Genomic DNA, 14,976 nt, shown 5'->3' with positions numbered 1-14,976 from the left:
CGTGCTTCCGCATCAGCCTGGCCACGCGCTTGTGGTTGACCGTGTGGCCGAAGCCGCGCAGTTCGGCATGGACTCGAAGCGCGCCGTAGTTCCCGCGGTGTTCGGCATGGATTTCGCGGATCTCCTCGACCAGGGCGTCCTCCTCGAACTGCCGCCCCGCCCGCGCCTCAGCGCCGGTGATCCACCGGTAGTAGCCCGAGCGGGAGACCTCCAGCACCCGGCATATCCGCTTGATGCCGAACATCTCGGCGTGGGTGGAGACGAAGTCCCAAGCGGAGGTCTTCACTTCATCTCCCGGGCGAGATAGGCCGCTGCCCGACGCAGGATCTCCCGCTCCAGCTGCCATTCCTTCTCCGCCTTGGCCAGCCGCGCGTTCTCCGCCCGCAGCCGGGCCAACTCGGCCTCGGTGTCCTGCGACGCGCCTGCGGCGACTGGACGACCGTCGGCATCACGCACCCAGGTCCGCAGCGTCTCGGGGTTGACGCGCGTCGGACCGGAACTCCGCACTGTACTTCGAGGGCCGTGCCACGTAGATCTACACCTTCCAGGATCAGCAAGATCCATTGTCAGGTGTGTCCACACCACAGGGGTCACCTCATCACTCGCTGGACCCCGGAGAGGAGTCCCGGTCCTGCTGAGGCCGTTCCTCGATGGGGAACAGGATCGGACTCAGCAGATGAAGGCGGCGGTGTGCTGTGGGCTTGTTGTCCATCCTGGACACGATGGCGGTGCGGACCTCGGCGATGAGCTCGGCGAGTTCGTCCTGGCTCAGCCAGAGCGGGACCTGGGTGTAGCCCACCGAGTCGGCGGTCGGGTCGGCGTGGTCCCGGTCGAGGTAGGCGTTGAATTCGGCGTGCAGGGCGGCCATGGCGGCCGTGAACCCGTGGCGGTGGTCTTCCAGGGACATCGACGCGGCCGCGTCGGCGTCGATCGTTGCCCGCTCACGGCGCAGGCGGTAATGCCGTTCGACGGCGCCGTGTACACGCTGTTCGTCGGTGACTTCCAGGATTCCGGCGTCGGCCAGCAGGCCGACGTGCCGGTACAGGGTGGTCTTGGGGACATCGGGCAGGCTCACGCACAGGTCGGAGGTCGTGCGCGTACGTCCGCCGGACATGGCGTGCACGATGCGCACCCTCACCGGATGCAGGAGTAGTTCAAGCGTGTCCACCAGGCCACGATCCCATATCTGATACCGTTCCCAAAATTGGAAACGCAGTGCCGGCAGTGAGGAAGTCAGCGATGCAGAACCAGCCGCCCGGGGCGCTCCCGACCACGACGGCCGAGGCGGTACCACCGCTCGGGGAGTACTGCGAGGTGGAGGGGCGTCGGCTACTGCTGCACCGCTCGGGCAGCGGGAGCCCCTCAGTGGTCTTCCTGCCCGGGGGCGGCACGGTCGGCCTCGACTACTGGAACGTCCAGGAGAAGGCGGCCGAGCTCACCACAAGCGTGGTGTACGACCGGGCCGGAACGGGGTGGAGCGACCGCGTCGAACTGCCGCGCACCTCGGCAGAAGTGACCGACGAACTGCACCACATGCTGCGGAGCGCGGACATTCCCGCTCCGTACCTGCTGGTCGGGCACTCTCTCGGCGGCCTCTACGCCCGCCACTACGCGACGCGGTTCCCGGATGAGACGGCCGGTCTGCTCCTGCTGGATCCCGCACACGAGGACTACAACGCCTATATGCCCCGGCGACTGGTCGACCAGTGGGAGTCCTGGGACCCGGACCAGACACTTCCCGACGAGCTGCCAGACGAAGTCGTCCAGATGTACCGGAGCCTGTTCGCACAGGAGTTGGCCGACTGGCCCGAGGTCATCCGGGGGCCGCTCACCGAACGCCATGTCAGCCCGGAATGGCTGCGGGTCGGCTTCCAGGAAGCGAAGAGCGTCGATCAGCTCCACGACGAGATGCGTCGCGCGGCGCCACTGCCGGACGTGCCGATCATCGTCCTCACGTCTATGGGGATCGATGCCTTCAAGGAGGCGGTTTCGGCGAGTGATTCGGAGTCGCTGTTGGAGGAGGAGATCCAGGGCAAGGCGCGTCTCTACACAGCGTTGGCTGCGTCAGTCCCGCGCGGCGAGAACCGCCTCATCGACGGTGTCGGACACGTCACCATGCACTGGCGACGTCCTGACGCCGTGCTGCAGGCGGTCCAGGACCTGCTCGGCAGGTGACGTCCAACGTCAACGGAACACCGGCCGGCAACGGCCAGGCGCCTTGGTCGGCTGGCGTAGGCCTGCCCGAACTTCACACACCGCCGGCGGACCGTCCCGTACGAGACGGTGACACCGCGCCGGAGCATCATCTCCTCCACCTCACGGAAGCTGAGCGGAAAGAGGAAGTACAGCCACACGCAGTGGGAGATGACCTCGACCGGGTACCGGTGCCCTTATACGACGGCAACGCGCTCACCACGGACGATCCCCCTCCAGCGTGATCAAATTCGAGGTCCTCCCACGCCGCCCGCCAACGTGACAGTGCCTCCGCGCTTGCCGTGCCGTCGGGATGATTTGACGGCTTCATTTCTGACCGGCACGCCAGTTCCGGCTCCGGGTGCGTGGTTTGGAGTCATCTGGCTGTGCGGATCGGGAGGTTCGGGGTGAGCCGGGGAGGGAGAATGGGGCCATGATGGTGTGCAAGAAGTGTGGCGTGCGGAAGCGTCGTTGGCCTAGTTCCTGTTCCCAGTGCCGTTCCTGGCCGGACCGGGCGGAAGCGGCCGGGGATGCTGCCGAGCTGGCCGTGGAGACAGGACTGCTCGGGTGGATCGGGCGAGGGACCATGGGAGTTGCGCGGCTGGCGCTGCGCGCGTTCGACTGACCGGGCCTGCGCGGGCGTAACCCCCTAGGACAGATCGGGGGTGGCTCCGGGGTGGGTCAGGATGGTCACCGATGATCACCGGGGGCTGCCGGGCGGAGAGTTGGTCCAGCGCGAACACCGCGCCGGTACCGCGCCCTGAAGAAGATCCCCAAGCGGGGCGGGGGGGTCGTCCTGATCGACGGCACCCTCATCCCCACCCAGCGCCGCGCCGCGCCGGAAGAGCCGACCGACGGAACTACTCCGGCAAACACCACCATCATGGCCTGCACTTTCTCGCCCTGCCCTTCGAGAGAGGCTGCCTGATCTGGATATCTGCGGCCCGGCCGGTCCGCACCCACGACATCACCGCCGCCCGCCACGATCACATCCCGGCTCACCTGCGCGCAGCCGGCCTCGGGGCCCTGGCGGACCTCGGCTTCCAGGGCCTGGACAACGACGTACGTGACCCCGTGATCGTTACCGGCTTCACCGCGGCCCGCGCCGACAAGCTCACCCCAGGCCAGAAGGACGCCAACCGCGCCCTTGCCACCGGACGCGCACCAGCCGAACACGGCTTCGCCCACCTCAAGAATGGCGGACCCTCACCAAACTCCGCACCGACCCCGCCCGCGCCACCCGCCTCCTGCGCACGCTGGTCCTGACGAACCTCGAAGTCAACCGCTGACTGTCTTCGATGGGTGGAGAGGTCTCCCTGCAGGAAGGGGAGTCAGCTCCACTGTCGATATGCGCTCTAGCTGGATTCCTCGCTGCTGCGCCGATCCGTAGGTTTCACGTCATGACGCTTGCAACCAGGCACTTACCGCTCGTCAACCGGCGACGTGGTCTGTTCATCTTCCTCGGTGTCGCTTACATCGGCATGTGGGCGGCCATGTCACCACTCCTGGCCGGCGGTTACCAGCGCGGTGACGCACGCGTGGAGACTGGTGCACTGGAGCAGGTGTGCATCGCGGCCGCGATGTTGGCGCCTGCCCTCGCCGCAATCCTCGTCGTCCGCTGGGTCGAGCGCAGCGGCCGGGTGCGGGACACGCTCGCCCTGCGCTGGACGAAGCCCTGGGGGCGTGCTGCACGGGCGTGCCTGATGGCTTTCGTCGTCCCCGCCGGCCTCACCACGGCTGCTCTTGTCATCGGTACCTTCGCCGGCCGCTACCCCCGAACCCGTCCAGGGGCGGAGCCACGCAAACGGACATTGGTGTTCCCATCCTGAACATCCATGTCGAAAACACGCTGACAAACGAGCTACTCCGCAGACTGCCGCACACGACCAGCGCGAGTACTCCGGACGACCGTCACACCAGCCCTTTGACCTGTGACTTCAAGTTGGCGGGGGCTCTGTGCGGTGCGGCGCAATTCTTCGGGGGGAGATGGACACAGAATGGGTTTGGCGAAGGCGGCAGGCGGCGCGAAACTGCCGACCGTACGGTTGACGGAACTCCTGCGGCACGCGCGTGTGGGGCCCGACGGAGCGGAGGCGGCGGCGCGCCGCACCACGATCTGGCTGGCCCGGACACTCGGGGGCACCGCCGAGGTCGTCCGAGCCGGCGAGGCGGACCGCAGACCTGAGGTGCGGGCTGTGGTCAGGGGAGAATTGGGGTCGGCCGTGGTTTCCGGACCGGAAGGCCACACCCGGGTGGTTGCCTTGGGCGGTGAGCCACCTTACCGCGTCCTCGTCATCACCCGGTCCTGCCCGTTGGACGGGGAGGATGCCGCGCTGGCGGGCCATGCCGCAGTAGTCCTCGACTTGGTGCTGCGGGTGGCGGAGGCCGAAGCGGAGCGACGGGAATGGGAGGTGCGTTCGCTCCAGTTGCGCTCCGCTGTGCTGCAGTTGCTGATGGGCGGGGACGTGGCCCTGGCCCAGCGCACTGCGGCCGGGATGAATCCGGGACTGCTCGACGCGGACTGGGCCTGGATGGCCCTGCTGGAGATGCCGATGGCCGAACGGGCCCAGGTTGCCCGCGACTGTGCGGAATTGACCGCCGGCCGGGCCCTCGTAGTCCCGTGTCCCGCCTTCGACAACCATGTGATCGTGGTGGTGCCCGTCGCTGACATGAGGGCTCCCGACTGCGTTGGACGCGACTTGTCCGACTACGTCGCCCGCCATCCGCGGGTGATCCTGGGACGCAGCCACCACCACGCGCTGGCGCACGTGGCGACGGCCTACGACGACGCCTACCGCAACCTGGTTGCCGCCCGGCACCTGCCCGCCCGCCGCGCGGGCCACACTGCCTGTACGGAGCCGATGGATCTGCTGCCCACTGCCGAGGCAGCACGCTGGGCATCGCACCTGCTGCGGCCGCTGGACGCACTGCCGGCGCGGGCCAGGGCCCAGATGCTGTCGACGATGGGCCTGGCGCTGAGGTTCACCGCCGTACGGACAGCGAAGATCATGGGGGTCAGCCGCAACACCGTCCGGTCGCGAATGGAGCGGGCAGGTGAACTCCTGGGCGTGAACCCGCACGACGTACACGTACGCACCGCTCTGTACGTTGCCCTGCAACTGGGGGACCGGCCCACCGCACCGGGATGCTGCGGCCCGGTCCCGGACCTGCCGACGCTGATGGGGACGGATACCGGACGGGCGTGGGCCCGGGACTTCCTGGGTCCGCTCGACACCGACGCCCGCGACTTGCACCGGACGCTCAGAGCCTGGATCTGCGCCGACTGCGGGGTCGAGGCGACTGCGGGAACGCTCGGCCTCCACCCCCAGACGGTCCGCGAGCACCTGCGGAGCGCCGAGGCATTGCTGGGGAAGGAGCTGACGGCGGGCGGCCCGGACGTGTACGAGGCCGTGCTGGCCTTCCTCGCTCTGGAGAGCCCGACCGTGCATGCGTGACTGCCGCCTGCCCGGCAACCGTGCACCGATGGGATACCGGCGGGAAGGCGTTCGTCCATAGGTTGAGCTCGTCGGGGCCGGCGCCAGCCGGCTCGCCGAACGGAGGAACGAACATGAAGAAGAATCGATTCGCCCGACTCGGCCTGATGGCCTCCACCATGGCCGCCGTGACCATCGGGGTCGTTGCCTCGCCTGCGAGCGCGGCGAGTGCGACCTGCGAGAGCTGGGGCGGCAACGTGTGCACCAGCGGCAGCATCCCGGCCAACGGCAACCACCAGGTCTGCTTCGGCGGCACGCACAAGGCCCTCAGCTACTGGGGCCGGGCCGAGCTGTGGGACGCCGACACGGGCGTGATGGTCGGCTCCATCGCCACCAACGCCTATCGCTACCAGCAGACCTGCGTGGGCGGCCTGTACGGGCAGCGCTACTACGAGCGTGGTACCGGCGGCGACTTCAAGGGCGACGTCTGGAACGACTGATCCCGCATGGCCACGAGGGCCTGTATCGGGTGGCAGAAGTCTCCTCGGTACGGGCCTTCGTGCTGCCATCCTTAACGGCACGGCCACATGCCCTTCGGCAGGACCCGGGCCGGTCCTGAGTCCGACAGGACGGAAACGGCGCCCCGGGCGGCGCCGCAAGGCGGGCCCCCGGCCCGGAGGCTCGGCGAGGTCGTGGCCGCCGCCGACCCGCTCGGGTCCGGCATCGGCGGCAGGTCGGCGGAGCTGGACATCGACGGCAAGCGGGTGTTCGTCGAGCGGATTCCCCTGACGGGCACCGAGATGCGGCTGGAGAGCGCGCGGTCGACGGCAAACCTCTTCGGATCGCCGATGTTCTACCGGTATGGGGTGGGCTCGGCCTGGTTCGGGGCCTGGCGAGAGATGGCCGTGCGACGCTGAAGGCGCTCGATCAGCCCAGGGACCTGCTCGCGGAAGGTCTGCCGCCGGCAGCCCAGGACCGGGCAGACCAGACGTCGTACCCGGACGTTGACCACGACCCGGCGGCCGTCGACCGGCACATCCGCAACCGTCCGGACGTGGTATCCGTGCACCTTCCCCGTCGGCACCCCGCACATCGGGCAGGGAAAGGGAACATCCCTGGTCCGGGCCAAGGCCCGGATCACCTCGCCGTCGTCCGCCACATCATCGATCACCAGTGCCGGTGGCCCTCAAAACACCATTGCCACAAGGGAGTTGGCATCAATGTCAACGACGCCAGACACCTGCCGTCACCACCCACTAAGGAACAGAGCCGTTGATCGACACTCCCCCTGAAGGCGTACACGCGGCAGTCGTCGATTCATGCCGGGGACCGGTGTTCGGTTCCTTGCGGTGCGGGTTGCTGCCCGGCATCGCGGATGGCGCGGGCGGCGTTGATGAGTCCGATGTGGCTGAAGGCTTGAGGGAAGTTGCCGAGGGCCTCTCCCGTGACGGGGTCGGTTTCCTCGGCGAGCAGGCCGACATCGTTGGCGTGTGCGAGGGCGGTCTGGAACACCTGCCGTGCATGGACGACATGACCGGTCAGGGCGAGAGCCTGGGCGAGCCAGAAGGTGCACAGCAGGAAGGTTCCTTCCGCTTCCTCGATCTCGTCGCCGAGGTAGCGGCGGACCAGGCCGTTGCGGTCGGTGAGGTGGGTGGCGACGGCCAGCACGGTCGACAGAACGCGCGGGTCGTGCGGAGGAAGGAAGCCGACGATGGGCAGCATCAGCGCCGATGCGTCCAGCTCGTCACTGCCGAACGCCTGGGCGAAGGCCCCCAATCCGGCGTTCCAGCCGCGCTCTTCGACTGCTTGGCGGATGTTGTCCCGCTCATGCCGCCAGTGGGGCAGGCGTTCGTCGGCCTGAAGCGCCGGGGCCATGGCAATGGCGCGATCCAGGGCGACCCAGCACATCAGTTTCGAGTGCAGGAAGTGTCTGCTCGGTCCGCGCCTCTCCCAGATGCCCTGGTCGGGCTCGGTCCAGCGACGGGCGGCCGTGTCGGCCGCCTCGACCAGGAAGGCGCGGGTGGGTGGGTCCAGGCGCTCTCCGGTTGGGAGGGTCTCGTGGGCGGCGTCGAGGAGTTCGCCGTAGACGTCGAGCTGGCGTTGGCGCCAGGCGTCGTTCCCGGTGCGCACGGGGGTGCTGTCGCGCCAGCCGGTCAGGTGGGGCAGCAGCCGCTCGCTGAGGTCGTGTTCACCGCCGATGCCGTACATGATCTGCAGGTTCACGCCGCGGTGGAGCTGGGTTGCCGCGGCGCGGGCGAGAAAGCCGAAGAACTTGTCCTTCTCCTTCTCGCAGGCGGCGGTGGCGAGTGCTTGGAGGGTGAAGCTCGCGTCGCGGACCCAGGTGTAGCGGTAGTCCCAGTTGCGTGTGCCGCCGGGGCGTTCGGGCAGTGAGGTGGTGGCCGCGGCCACGATGGCTCCCGTAGGGGCGAAGGTCAGCCCCCGCAGCACGCGTCCGCTGTGTGCCACCTCTTTCTGCCAGGGGCCAATGTAGCCCCGGTGCTGCCGGGACCACGAGCGCCAGCCCTCGGCGGTGTCGTTCAGGCGCCGCCGGACGCGCCCCGCCCGCCAGCGCACCGGCTCGCTTCCCCACGCCGGCCCGACATGCAATGCGAAGCCGAGGCGGTCCGATGCCCGCAGGGTGAAGCGGCCGTGCGCGGTGGAACCGCTTACCGTCAGCTCGACGGGGCTGGACAACAGGAGCACGTGGGCGCCGCCGTACGCCGCGAGCCCGCCCCGGACCGGTGTCAGGAGCGGATGGATCAGCCCGAACTCCGGGCGTGGCGCGTAGGCGATGTCGAGGGTCACCTGTCCTTCGGTGCAGGTGACCTGACGCAGCAGAATTCCGGGGGATGCCTCGCCGAGTGCGTGTCCGCGCTCGCGCCGTCCCAGGGCGAGCGCGTCGCGTACAACTGCCGTGCCTCCAGCTGCCCGGAAGGTCGTCTCCAGGACGAGGGTCTCCTCGGCGTAGCGGCGGCTGACGTCGGCGGGTCCGGCGGTACGGATGGACCAGTGGCCGGCGTCCTCGTCGAGGAGCCGGGCGAAGATCGCCGGGCTGTCGAAGCGGGGAAGGCACAGCCAGTCCACCGAGCCCTCGGAGGTGACCAGGGCGGCCGAGCGGCAGTCGGACAGCAGGGCATGGTCACCGATCGGTCGCGCGCTCACCGACCGCAGCCCGTCTGCCCCGGACTCGGCCAGGACGGTCTGAGCCACCGCCATCGGGGCAGGCCCACATCAGGTGCCGGTCGGTGATCCATCACAACCTCCCTGCGCAGCGGACTGACCTCACTCAAGCGGCACCATCGGCGGGCCGGACCTCCCGCCGCCGTTGTTGTCATGGCGGAGTGCCACGATCCGGCGAGGCCCCCTGTTCGTTAGTCACCGGAGCCCGACCGATGTCCTCGCAACCGGATCGCCGATCCCGCGTCGGTTGGGACGCCCCCCGGGCAGTGCACTGAGGGCTCAGTGCAAGGAAACTCCGGTGATCGCCCTGCCACTCGTCGGTGACGCCGAGGCCGAGTTCCGCCGCGATGCGGCGGAGCGCCGGAGCGCCGAGACGTGCCCAGGGAAACGGCGGACCCCGATGGCCATGGGTGTCTTCCACCCATGCGGTACAGCGCTCTGCGACGTCGATCTGCTCGACCTCGACGAGCAGGACACCCGTCGGTGCGATGAGCTGTGTACACCGTCGGAGCAGGGCCCGGGGGTCGCCGCCGATACCGATGTTCCCGTCGGCCAGCAGGAGGGTCTGCCAGGCTCCCTCACCAGGAAGGGGGGCGAACACCGACCGGCACAGTGCCGTCCCACCGAGAGCGATGGTGCGGGCGACCGCCCGCGGGGCAACGTCGATGCCGACGGCGAAGATGCCCTGGTGCAGGAGTGCACTGCACAGCCGACCCGGCCCGCAGCCGACGTCCAGGACGGGGCCGGCGCAGCGCTCCAGCAGGGTTTCGTCGGCCCTGGTGGGTTGTGCGTACCAGCGGTGCACCGGCAACCAGGTCCACCGTCCGTCCGTCAGCCGTAGGTACACCGGCCCGCCGCCGGTCCGCAGGGCCAGTGCGTAGGGGTCCTGGCGTGCGGGTCGGTTCTCCTCGGTCGTCACGGGGGGCCGTCGGGGTCGGACGGTGGGCGTTCCTCGTCGGCGCGGGCGGCCCGCCGGACGCGGCGAAGCCTGGTCGCGAAGGCCACTGCGGAGGCGGCGAAGAGCACGCCGGTGATCGCCAGCCATCGGCCGAGGTAGACGTCGTAGGACAACCCGGTGTAACCGGGGTAGGGGGCCGCCAGCCGGAAGATGAGGGGGAACCAGACCAGCAGGAGCAGACCGGCCAGGAAGGCGGGGACGCGCAGGTAGTTGATCCACGGCACCGCCGGTCCGACGGTAGCGCGATGCCGTAGTACGGAGAGTGCCGACAACTCGGCCAGCGAGTACAGGGGCAGCAGGATCAGGTCGTGGAGGATGGCGGCACCGACGAACCAGATCGCCACCTCCAGCGGCCGGACGGCGAACAGGCGCACCATGGCGTAGCCGGTGAGCGCGAACGAGGCGATGAGGACGAGAAGGTGCAGGGGGCCGGAGCCGTACCAGCGGACGATTCGTGCCATGGTCACGCCCTGAAGGTGAGCCGGTGGACCCACTTGGTGTTGTTCACGCCGGGGTTGGCCGGGACGATGATGCGGGCCGGGTATCCGTGGTCGAGCGAGAGATGTGCGCCGTTGACGCGGAGGGCGAGCAGCGCTCGGAGGTCGTGGATCTGGTTGCCCCGCAGCACCACTCTGGTGAACGGGCCGGGCGGTTGGATGGATTCGACCAGGACGCTTCCGGCGCCGGACATGCCGGTCATGGCGGCGAGGTCGGCCAGCCGTAGGCCGCTCCAGTGCTGGTCGTCGGTGGACCATCCCTCCACACAGGCGATCGGCAGTGCGGCGGCGTGCTGAGGCATGGCCAGGAGCTGCTCGCGGGTGAAGACCAGTGGCGCTCCGCGTCCGTGCACCTCCAGCCGCCAGGTGGGGCCGACGAGCACGGGAGTGACACCGACAGCCTCCGCCGTCTTGTTGATCTGGAAGCCGTTCGGGCTCCTGCCCGGATCGCGGTTGTGCGGTGCGAGGAGCGCCGTGCCGCGCAGCCGGCCGCCGATGCTCTGTCCGGCGGTCATGACGAGGAGGAGCAGCGATCCCGCTCCCACCATGCCCACCGCGCCGCGGCGGCTCATCGTCGGCGGGGTGGGGGCGGCTGCCACCAGGCCGTCGGGGTCGGGGGGTTCGGGCAGGGTGTGGGCGAGGTCGGTGCGCAGTTCGGCGCTCAGACTGCGAGAGCGCAGGGCACGTCTCATCCGGCCGAGCTTGAGGCCCACGTGGACGACGAAGGCGGCGATGAACACCCAGGCGCCGTAGAAGTGCAGGCGGTAGAACGAGCCCGGGAAGACGTAGTAGAGCTGGATGTTGAGGATGCCGGTGACGAACTCGAAGATGACCCCGCCGACCAGCATCAGCAAAGAGAGCCGCTCCAGTCCATGGGCGACGGAGCGCACCGGCAGCCACTCGAACAGCTTCGGGATCACCGACCACAACTTGGCCAGCAGCACCGGCACCAGGACCACACCCAGGGTCACGTGCACGCCCTGGAGCAGCCGGTACAGCCAGTACGGGTGCGTGGGCCAGCTGAACAGATAGAAGCCCAGCACGCCCTTGTCGGGAGTCTTGTCATTGAGGGGGCTCAGCCCGGGGTTGTAGGAGGCGTAGGAGAGCAGTCCGGTGACGAACAGCAGCGGGATGCCGATCAGCAGCACCAGGCCGAACACCGAGGTCAGCCAGGGCCCGCGGATCGGACTACGCCAGAACCCGGGACGGAACGGACCCGGTGGCGGGGGCATCTGGCCCATGCGTCGCGCTGTCGCCCGGGTACGTGCGGTGGCAGCCGCCAGAGCAGCCTCCATGCGCTCATGCCACGCCCGCGTGCGCTCTCCGTCCGATCCCCGACGTTGCGGCCCACCGGACGGTGCCGGCCCCGACGGCCGTCCGCCACTTTCCATCGGCCCTCTCCTCCAGTCGCTGAGCGGCCCCTACGACGGGGCGGTGCCATGCCTCGCCCCGTGCCTGCCAGACAGGACATTCACAAGCTGACACAGGTCAGGCCGACTGACCGGGCCTGAGGTGCATGCGGGTGTCTGTCACCAGCCGAACGGTCGAACAACTGCTTCAGGAGTCCCCGTGCCCCGGGTCCTGATGGAAAGGTGCGACGTCGCAGCGCACGGCACAGCGCCTCCGACCGGCCCGGCCACGCCACCCTGACCAGGCAGGCCGGCTGGTTCGCCGTGATCGGCGTCGCCTCCACAGCCGGTCAAGCCCTGCTGTACTGGGTGCTGCGCCACTGGTCGCCTCCTCTCGTGGCCGATCTCGCCTCGCTCGGCGTCGTCACCGTCCTCAACACCGAGGCGAACCGGCGGCTGACCTTCCGCGGCTCTCGGGTCCATGCGGTCCAGGCGCACCTTGCGGCAGGCGCCTTGTTCGTCCTGGCGTACCTGGTCACATCCGGAGCAGTCCTGTTCTTCCACCACTACCGGCCCACCGCCTCACCTGCACGAGAGACCCTGGTGCTGGTACCCAGCTTCGCTCTGGTGACCGTGGTGCGCTTCATCCTGCTGCGACTGGTCGTCGTCCAAGGCCACCGCCGCTGAGTCCTCACACATACGTGCCCGCCACACCGTCAGGAGACCCCGCGAGTGAGAGCCCGCGCGGGTTGGCGTGTGGTCATGGTCTGCGGTTCGGGCGTTCGGCCTGGCGGTTCGCGCCCCCCATTGGTCCCGCAACCGATCTGTGGGCACTGGGGGCTCTGCTGTACCGGTGCGTCGACGGCCGCGCCCCTTATCCGGAGGAGGACGCGGAGGAACTGCTGACCATGGTGTGCTCCGAGGCGCCCGCGTTCGCCGAGGAGTGCGGACCGCTGCACCCCGTCATCGAGTCGTTCCTCCGCCGAGATCCGCTGCAGCGACTCGCGGCGGAGGAGGCGGAGCGCTGGCTGCGATCGCTGGTGCGGGAGGCTCCCGAACCCGAACTCGCCCTCCCGACCGCCCCGAGCGAGCCGACCTCGCTTTCCACCCGCCGCGCCGGCAAGGCCTGCCGCGCAGTTGTGGTCGGCCCGCCGTGAACCAGCGTGAATTCGTTCGGCGTACACCTGCGAAGCCTGAACCGCCGTGCGTTCGTCCGCCGTTTGCAGGCAGATGGGTCGTCCGAGTGAAAACCTCCGGCCGAGGTGAACATGTCGAAAATGTCCGCTAGATTCCTTGACGGTCCGACGAGTGTTCAGGCGACCGATATCAGGCGTCGTCGGTCACACGTCCGGGAATGCGTGGCCGCGTTCGGAAGAGGTGACCTTGGCGCCGCGATGACAGGTGCTGCTCTCGCCGACGGCCTTCGATTTAACGCAGCAACCGGTCCCGGCCGCAACCTCTCACGCCACGCGGCACAGCCCCCACAAACCAAGCGCCGCCGGCGGCAGCTTTCGACGCGGTGATCCGCGGCCGGTGACGTGACCACAAGGAGTGAACATGGGTTCCATACCCAACTTGGTCCGCGCGCTCGCGGCGGCGGTCGTGTGCGCATCGCTCGCCAGTTGTACGACGTCCGGGGCGCGGGAACCTGCAGCCTCCCAACTGGATCCGGCGCTGGGACCCATAGTGGAGTCGAACGCCAGCCCGCCAGTGCATGGCACGCTGATCCAAGCTCCGGCGCTGTCCGGGGCGCAGAAGATCTCGGGGAACGACCGGGTGTACACGGCCGACCAGGATTCCAACACGGTGAGTGTCGTCAATCCGGCGACGAACAAGGTGCTGGGCACGATCGCCTTGGGCAAGCCGCGGTTGAGTCCCAGCGCGGACGTGCTGGGGGCGATGTACGACGGGGAGATCGACGTGCACGGCCTGGGCTTCTCCCGGGACGGAAAGTGGCTCGACGTGATCGACGTGACCACCAACGCCGTCCATATCATTGACACCGCAACCAACAAAGTAGTGCGCACCATGTACGTCGGCCGGGCGCCGCACGAGGGGTTCTTCTCGCCGGACGGCACGCGCCTGTGGGTGGCGGTGCGCGGCCAGGACTACATCTCGGTGATCGACTGGCGGGCCGGCAAGGAGGTCGACCGGATCCACACCGAGGACGGGCCATCGAAGGTGGTTTTCAGCCCCGACGGCAAATTCGCCTACGTCAACCACCTGCGCGCCTCGCGGCTGGACCAGATCGATGTGGCCTCCCACAAGATCATCAAGCGCGTGCAGATCCCCGCGCAGGCGGGCGGGTCCTCCGACGAGGCCATCTCACCCGACGGCCGGGACATCTGGCTCGGCATGCCCACCAACGGCCGGACCACCGCTGTGGTCAATGCACGCACCTTGCGTGTGGAGGCGGTGCTGAACACGGGGCCGCGCACCAACCACCCCAACTTCGTCACGGTCGGCGGCGTCGACTACGCCTACATGACCGTAGGCGGACTGAACGAGACCTTGGTGTACCGCCGATCAAAAACCGGGGCGGCGCCCACGCTGGTGAAGACCATCCACAACAACGGACACGGTCCCCACGGCATCTGGCCGAGCCCCGACAACACCAGGATCTACGTCGCACTGCAGAACTCCGACGCGGTCGACGTCATCGACACGAGAACGAACTCGGTGATCAAGACCCTCCCCATCGGCCAGTCGCCCATGGCGCTGGTGTACGTGGCGCGCAGCACTCCGGCCACCAGCACACAAAACCTGGGCCGGCAAGGTCTGGGCATGCGCACGCAGAACCTCCCCCTGCGCGTCTCCGGTAGCTCCGGCCAGGGCACGGCTTTGATCCGGGCACTCCCAGGCCTCAACGAAGTCACCATCGGAGCCACCGGGTTGCCACCCGACCAAACGTTCACCGCCTATGCCAGCGACGGCACCCGCACAACAGCGCTGATGTCCATGATGAGCAATGAGTTCGGCAACATCGACGAAAGCCTGTCCTACTCGTACTTCTTCCCCAACCACTACACCTCCGTCATCCTCAAGCCTGGAACTCCCGCCGGCGAGCATGAGCCGGGCCCGGCAATGTAGCTGCAACCCGGTTGAAGCTCCCCCAAGGCCGGGTAGTTGGCGTTTCTGGTCACGCAAGGGATGTTGACGAGGTCTCGACGTGAAGCAACGGAGCTCGTGGGTACAGGCAGTCGTCCAAGACAGCTTGTCCCGCAAGGAGCTCCGTTGCCTGTTCATGGCGTCCCGTCGTCGGCGCTGACGACCATCAACCGTACGGTGACCGTGGCCGCGGGTAGCCGTGAACGTCTCGGCCCACGACGCAGGTTCGTCGTCTACGACGTTGTACGCTTGCCCGG

Annotated in this window: 15 protein-coding genes and 3 pseudogenes; 9 read left to right on the top strand and 9 right to left on the bottom strand. The window is 68.5% G+C overall.

Annotated features, from left to right (window positions below; translation table 11 throughout):
* The 3 genes from ACIOHC_RS37390 to ACIOHC_RS37380 form a co-directional block, all read right to left on the bottom strand.
* Positions 1-286 (bottom strand): IS3 family transposase (locus ACIOHC_RS37390; RefSeq protein ID WP_401846016.1); only part of this gene is annotated, 286 nt, incomplete at its 3' end.
* The gene (locus ACIOHC_RS37385) at positions 283-456 is read right to left on the bottom strand and encodes a hypothetical protein (RefSeq protein ID WP_401846014.1); all 174 of its coding nucleotides are present in this window, start codon (positions 454-456) and stop codon (positions 283-285) included. The genes ACIOHC_RS37390 and ACIOHC_RS37385, both read right to left, overlap by 4 nt.
* 142 nt (positions 457-598) lie before the next feature.
* Positions 599-1,168 carry a helix-turn-helix domain-containing protein gene (locus ACIOHC_RS37380; protein WP_351080946.1) on the bottom strand — a complete coding sequence of 190 codons (570 nt, stop codon included), beginning with the start codon at positions 1,166-1,168 and terminating at the stop codon, positions 599-601.
* A gap of 71 nt (positions 1,169-1,239) precedes the next feature.
* Between ACIOHC_RS37380 and ACIOHC_RS37375 the strand changes: the two genes are divergently transcribed.
* A complete protein-coding gene (locus tag ACIOHC_RS37375) occupies positions 1,240-2,175 on the top strand; it encodes an alpha/beta fold hydrolase (protein ID WP_389636410.1) in 936 nt (311 codons plus the stop codon).
* Positions 2,176-2,228: 53 nt separating this feature from the next.
* On the opposite strand, the pseudogene ACIOHC_RS37370 reads toward ACIOHC_RS37375, so the two are convergent.
* A pseudogene (locus ACIOHC_RS37370) lies at positions 2,229-2,366 on the bottom strand (IS6 family transposase); the annotation flags it as partial.
* 523 nt (positions 2,367-2,889) lie between these two features.
* Here ACIOHC_RS37370 and ACIOHC_RS37365 point away from each other — a divergent pair.
* The 5 genes and pseudogenes from ACIOHC_RS37365 to ACIOHC_RS37345 all read left to right on the top strand — a co-directional run.
* Positions 2,890-3,459 carry a transposase family protein gene (locus ACIOHC_RS37365; protein WP_351080942.1) on the top strand — a complete coding sequence of 190 codons (570 nt, stop codon included), beginning with the start codon at positions 2,890-2,892 and terminating at the stop codon, positions 3,457-3,459.
* Between the two features lie 134 nt (positions 3,460-3,593).
* Positions 3,594-4,022, top strand: a complete 429-nt coding sequence (locus ACIOHC_RS37360) for a hypothetical protein (protein ID WP_351080940.1) — start codon at positions 3,594-3,596, stop codon at positions 4,020-4,022.
* A 168-nt stretch (positions 4,023-4,190) separates the two neighbouring features.
* On the top strand, positions 4,191-5,648 hold the full coding sequence (locus ACIOHC_RS37355; RefSeq protein WP_365691024.1) for a helix-turn-helix domain-containing protein: 1,458 nt from the start codon (positions 4,191-4,193) through the stop codon (positions 5,646-5,648).
* A gap of 113 nt (positions 5,649-5,761) precedes the next feature.
* On the top strand, positions 5,762-6,127 hold the full coding sequence (locus tag ACIOHC_RS37350; RefSeq protein WP_351080936.1) for a hypothetical protein: 366 nt from the start codon (positions 5,762-5,764) through the stop codon (positions 6,125-6,127).
* A gap of 177 nt (positions 6,128-6,304) precedes the next feature.
* Positions 6,305-6,535, top strand: a pseudogene (locus ACIOHC_RS37345) (protein kinase family protein); the annotation flags it as partial.
* Here ACIOHC_RS37345 and ACIOHC_RS37340 read toward each other — a convergent pair.
* The 5 genes and pseudogenes from ACIOHC_RS37340 to ACIOHC_RS37320 form a co-directional block, all read right to left on the bottom strand.
* A pseudogene (locus ACIOHC_RS37340) lies at positions 6,532-6,801 on the bottom strand (transposase family protein); the annotation flags it as partial. The pseudogenes ACIOHC_RS37345 and ACIOHC_RS37340 overlap by 4 nt on opposite strands.
* Before the next feature lie 143 nt (positions 6,802-6,944).
* Positions 6,945-8,843, bottom strand: a complete 1,899-nt coding sequence (locus ACIOHC_RS37335) for a glycoside hydrolase family 15 protein (RefSeq protein WP_389636408.1) — start codon at positions 8,841-8,843, stop codon at positions 6,945-6,947.
* 115 nt (positions 8,844-8,958) lie between these two features.
* A complete protein-coding gene (locus ACIOHC_RS37330; RefSeq protein ID WP_351080932.1) occupies positions 8,959-9,726 on the bottom strand; it encodes a methyltransferase domain-containing protein in 768 nt (255 codons plus the stop codon).
* Positions 9,723-10,226, bottom strand: coding sequence for a hypothetical protein (locus tag ACIOHC_RS37325; protein ID WP_351080956.1), 504 nt, complete (start codon positions 10,224-10,226; stop codon positions 9,723-9,725). Before ACIOHC_RS37325 ends, ACIOHC_RS37330 begins: the two co-directional genes overlap by 4 nt.
* 2 nt (positions 10,227-10,228) lie before the next feature.
* Positions 10,229-11,503: a molybdopterin-dependent oxidoreductase gene (locus ACIOHC_RS37320; protein WP_401846009.1), complete on the bottom strand. Its 1,275-nt coding sequence runs from the start codon at positions 11,501-11,503 to the stop codon at positions 10,229-10,231.
* 351 nt (positions 11,504-11,854) lie between these two features.
* On the opposite strand from ACIOHC_RS37320, the gene ACIOHC_RS37315 reads away from it, so the two are divergent.
* From ACIOHC_RS37315 to ACIOHC_RS37305, 3 genes are all read left to right on the top strand, one after another.
* A complete protein-coding gene (locus tag ACIOHC_RS37315) occupies positions 11,855-12,298 on the top strand; it encodes a GtrA family protein (protein WP_389636407.1) in 444 nt (147 codons plus the stop codon).
* Between the two features lie 62 nt (positions 12,299-12,360).
* Positions 12,361-12,768, top strand: coding sequence for a hypothetical protein (locus tag ACIOHC_RS37310; protein WP_401846006.1), 408 nt, complete (start codon positions 12,361-12,363; stop codon positions 12,766-12,768).
* Positions 12,769-13,168: 400 nt separating this feature from the next.
* The gene (locus ACIOHC_RS37305) at positions 13,169-14,701 is read left to right on the top strand and encodes a hypothetical protein (RefSeq protein WP_401846003.1); all 1,533 of its coding nucleotides are present in this window, start codon (positions 13,169-13,171) and stop codon (positions 14,699-14,701) included.
* Positions 14,702-14,976 lie beyond the last annotated feature (275 nt).

The sequence above is a fragment of the Streptomyces sp. NPDC088252 genome, assembly GCF_044740965.1.
Lineage (GTDB): Bacteria > Actinomycetota > Actinomycetes > Streptomycetales > Streptomycetaceae > Streptomyces.
This window is presented reverse-complemented; position numbering and strand designations above follow the sequence as displayed.

Bases quoted from the DNA above. Each gene is read 5' to 3' on its own strand.
- ACIOHC_RS37375 (WP_389636410.1), top strand. From the start codon at position 1,240: ATGCAGAACCAGCCGCCCGGGGCGCTCCCGACCACGACGGCCGAGGCG.
- ACIOHC_RS37365 (WP_351080942.1), top strand. From the start codon at position 2,890: ATGATCACCGGGGGCTGCCGGGCGGAGAGTTGGTCCAGCGCGAACACC.
- ACIOHC_RS37360 (WP_351080940.1), top strand. From the start codon at position 3,594: ATGACGCTTGCAACCAGGCACTTACCGCTCGTCAACCGGCGACGTGGT.
- ACIOHC_RS37355 (WP_365691024.1), top strand. From the start codon at position 4,191: ATGGGTTTGGCGAAGGCGGCAGGCGGCGCGAAACTGCCGACCGTACGG.
- ACIOHC_RS37350 (WP_351080936.1), top strand. From the start codon at position 5,762: ATGAAGAAGAATCGATTCGCCCGACTCGGCCTGATGGCCTCCACCATG.
- ACIOHC_RS37335 (WP_389636408.1), bottom strand. From the start codon at position 8,843: ATGGCGGTGGCTCAGACCGTCCTGGCCGAGTCCGGGGCAGACGGGCTG.
- ACIOHC_RS37325 (WP_351080956.1), bottom strand. From the start codon at position 10,226: ATGGCACGAATCGTCCGCTGGTACGGCTCCGGCCCCCTGCACCTTCTC.
- ACIOHC_RS37320 (WP_401846009.1), bottom strand. From the start codon at position 11,503: ATGGGCCAGATGCCCCCGCCACCGGGTCCGTTCCGTCCCGGGTTCTGG.
- ACIOHC_RS37305 (WP_401846003.1), top strand. From the start codon at position 13,169: ATGGGTTCCATACCCAACTTGGTCCGCGCGCTCGCGGCGGCGGTCGTG.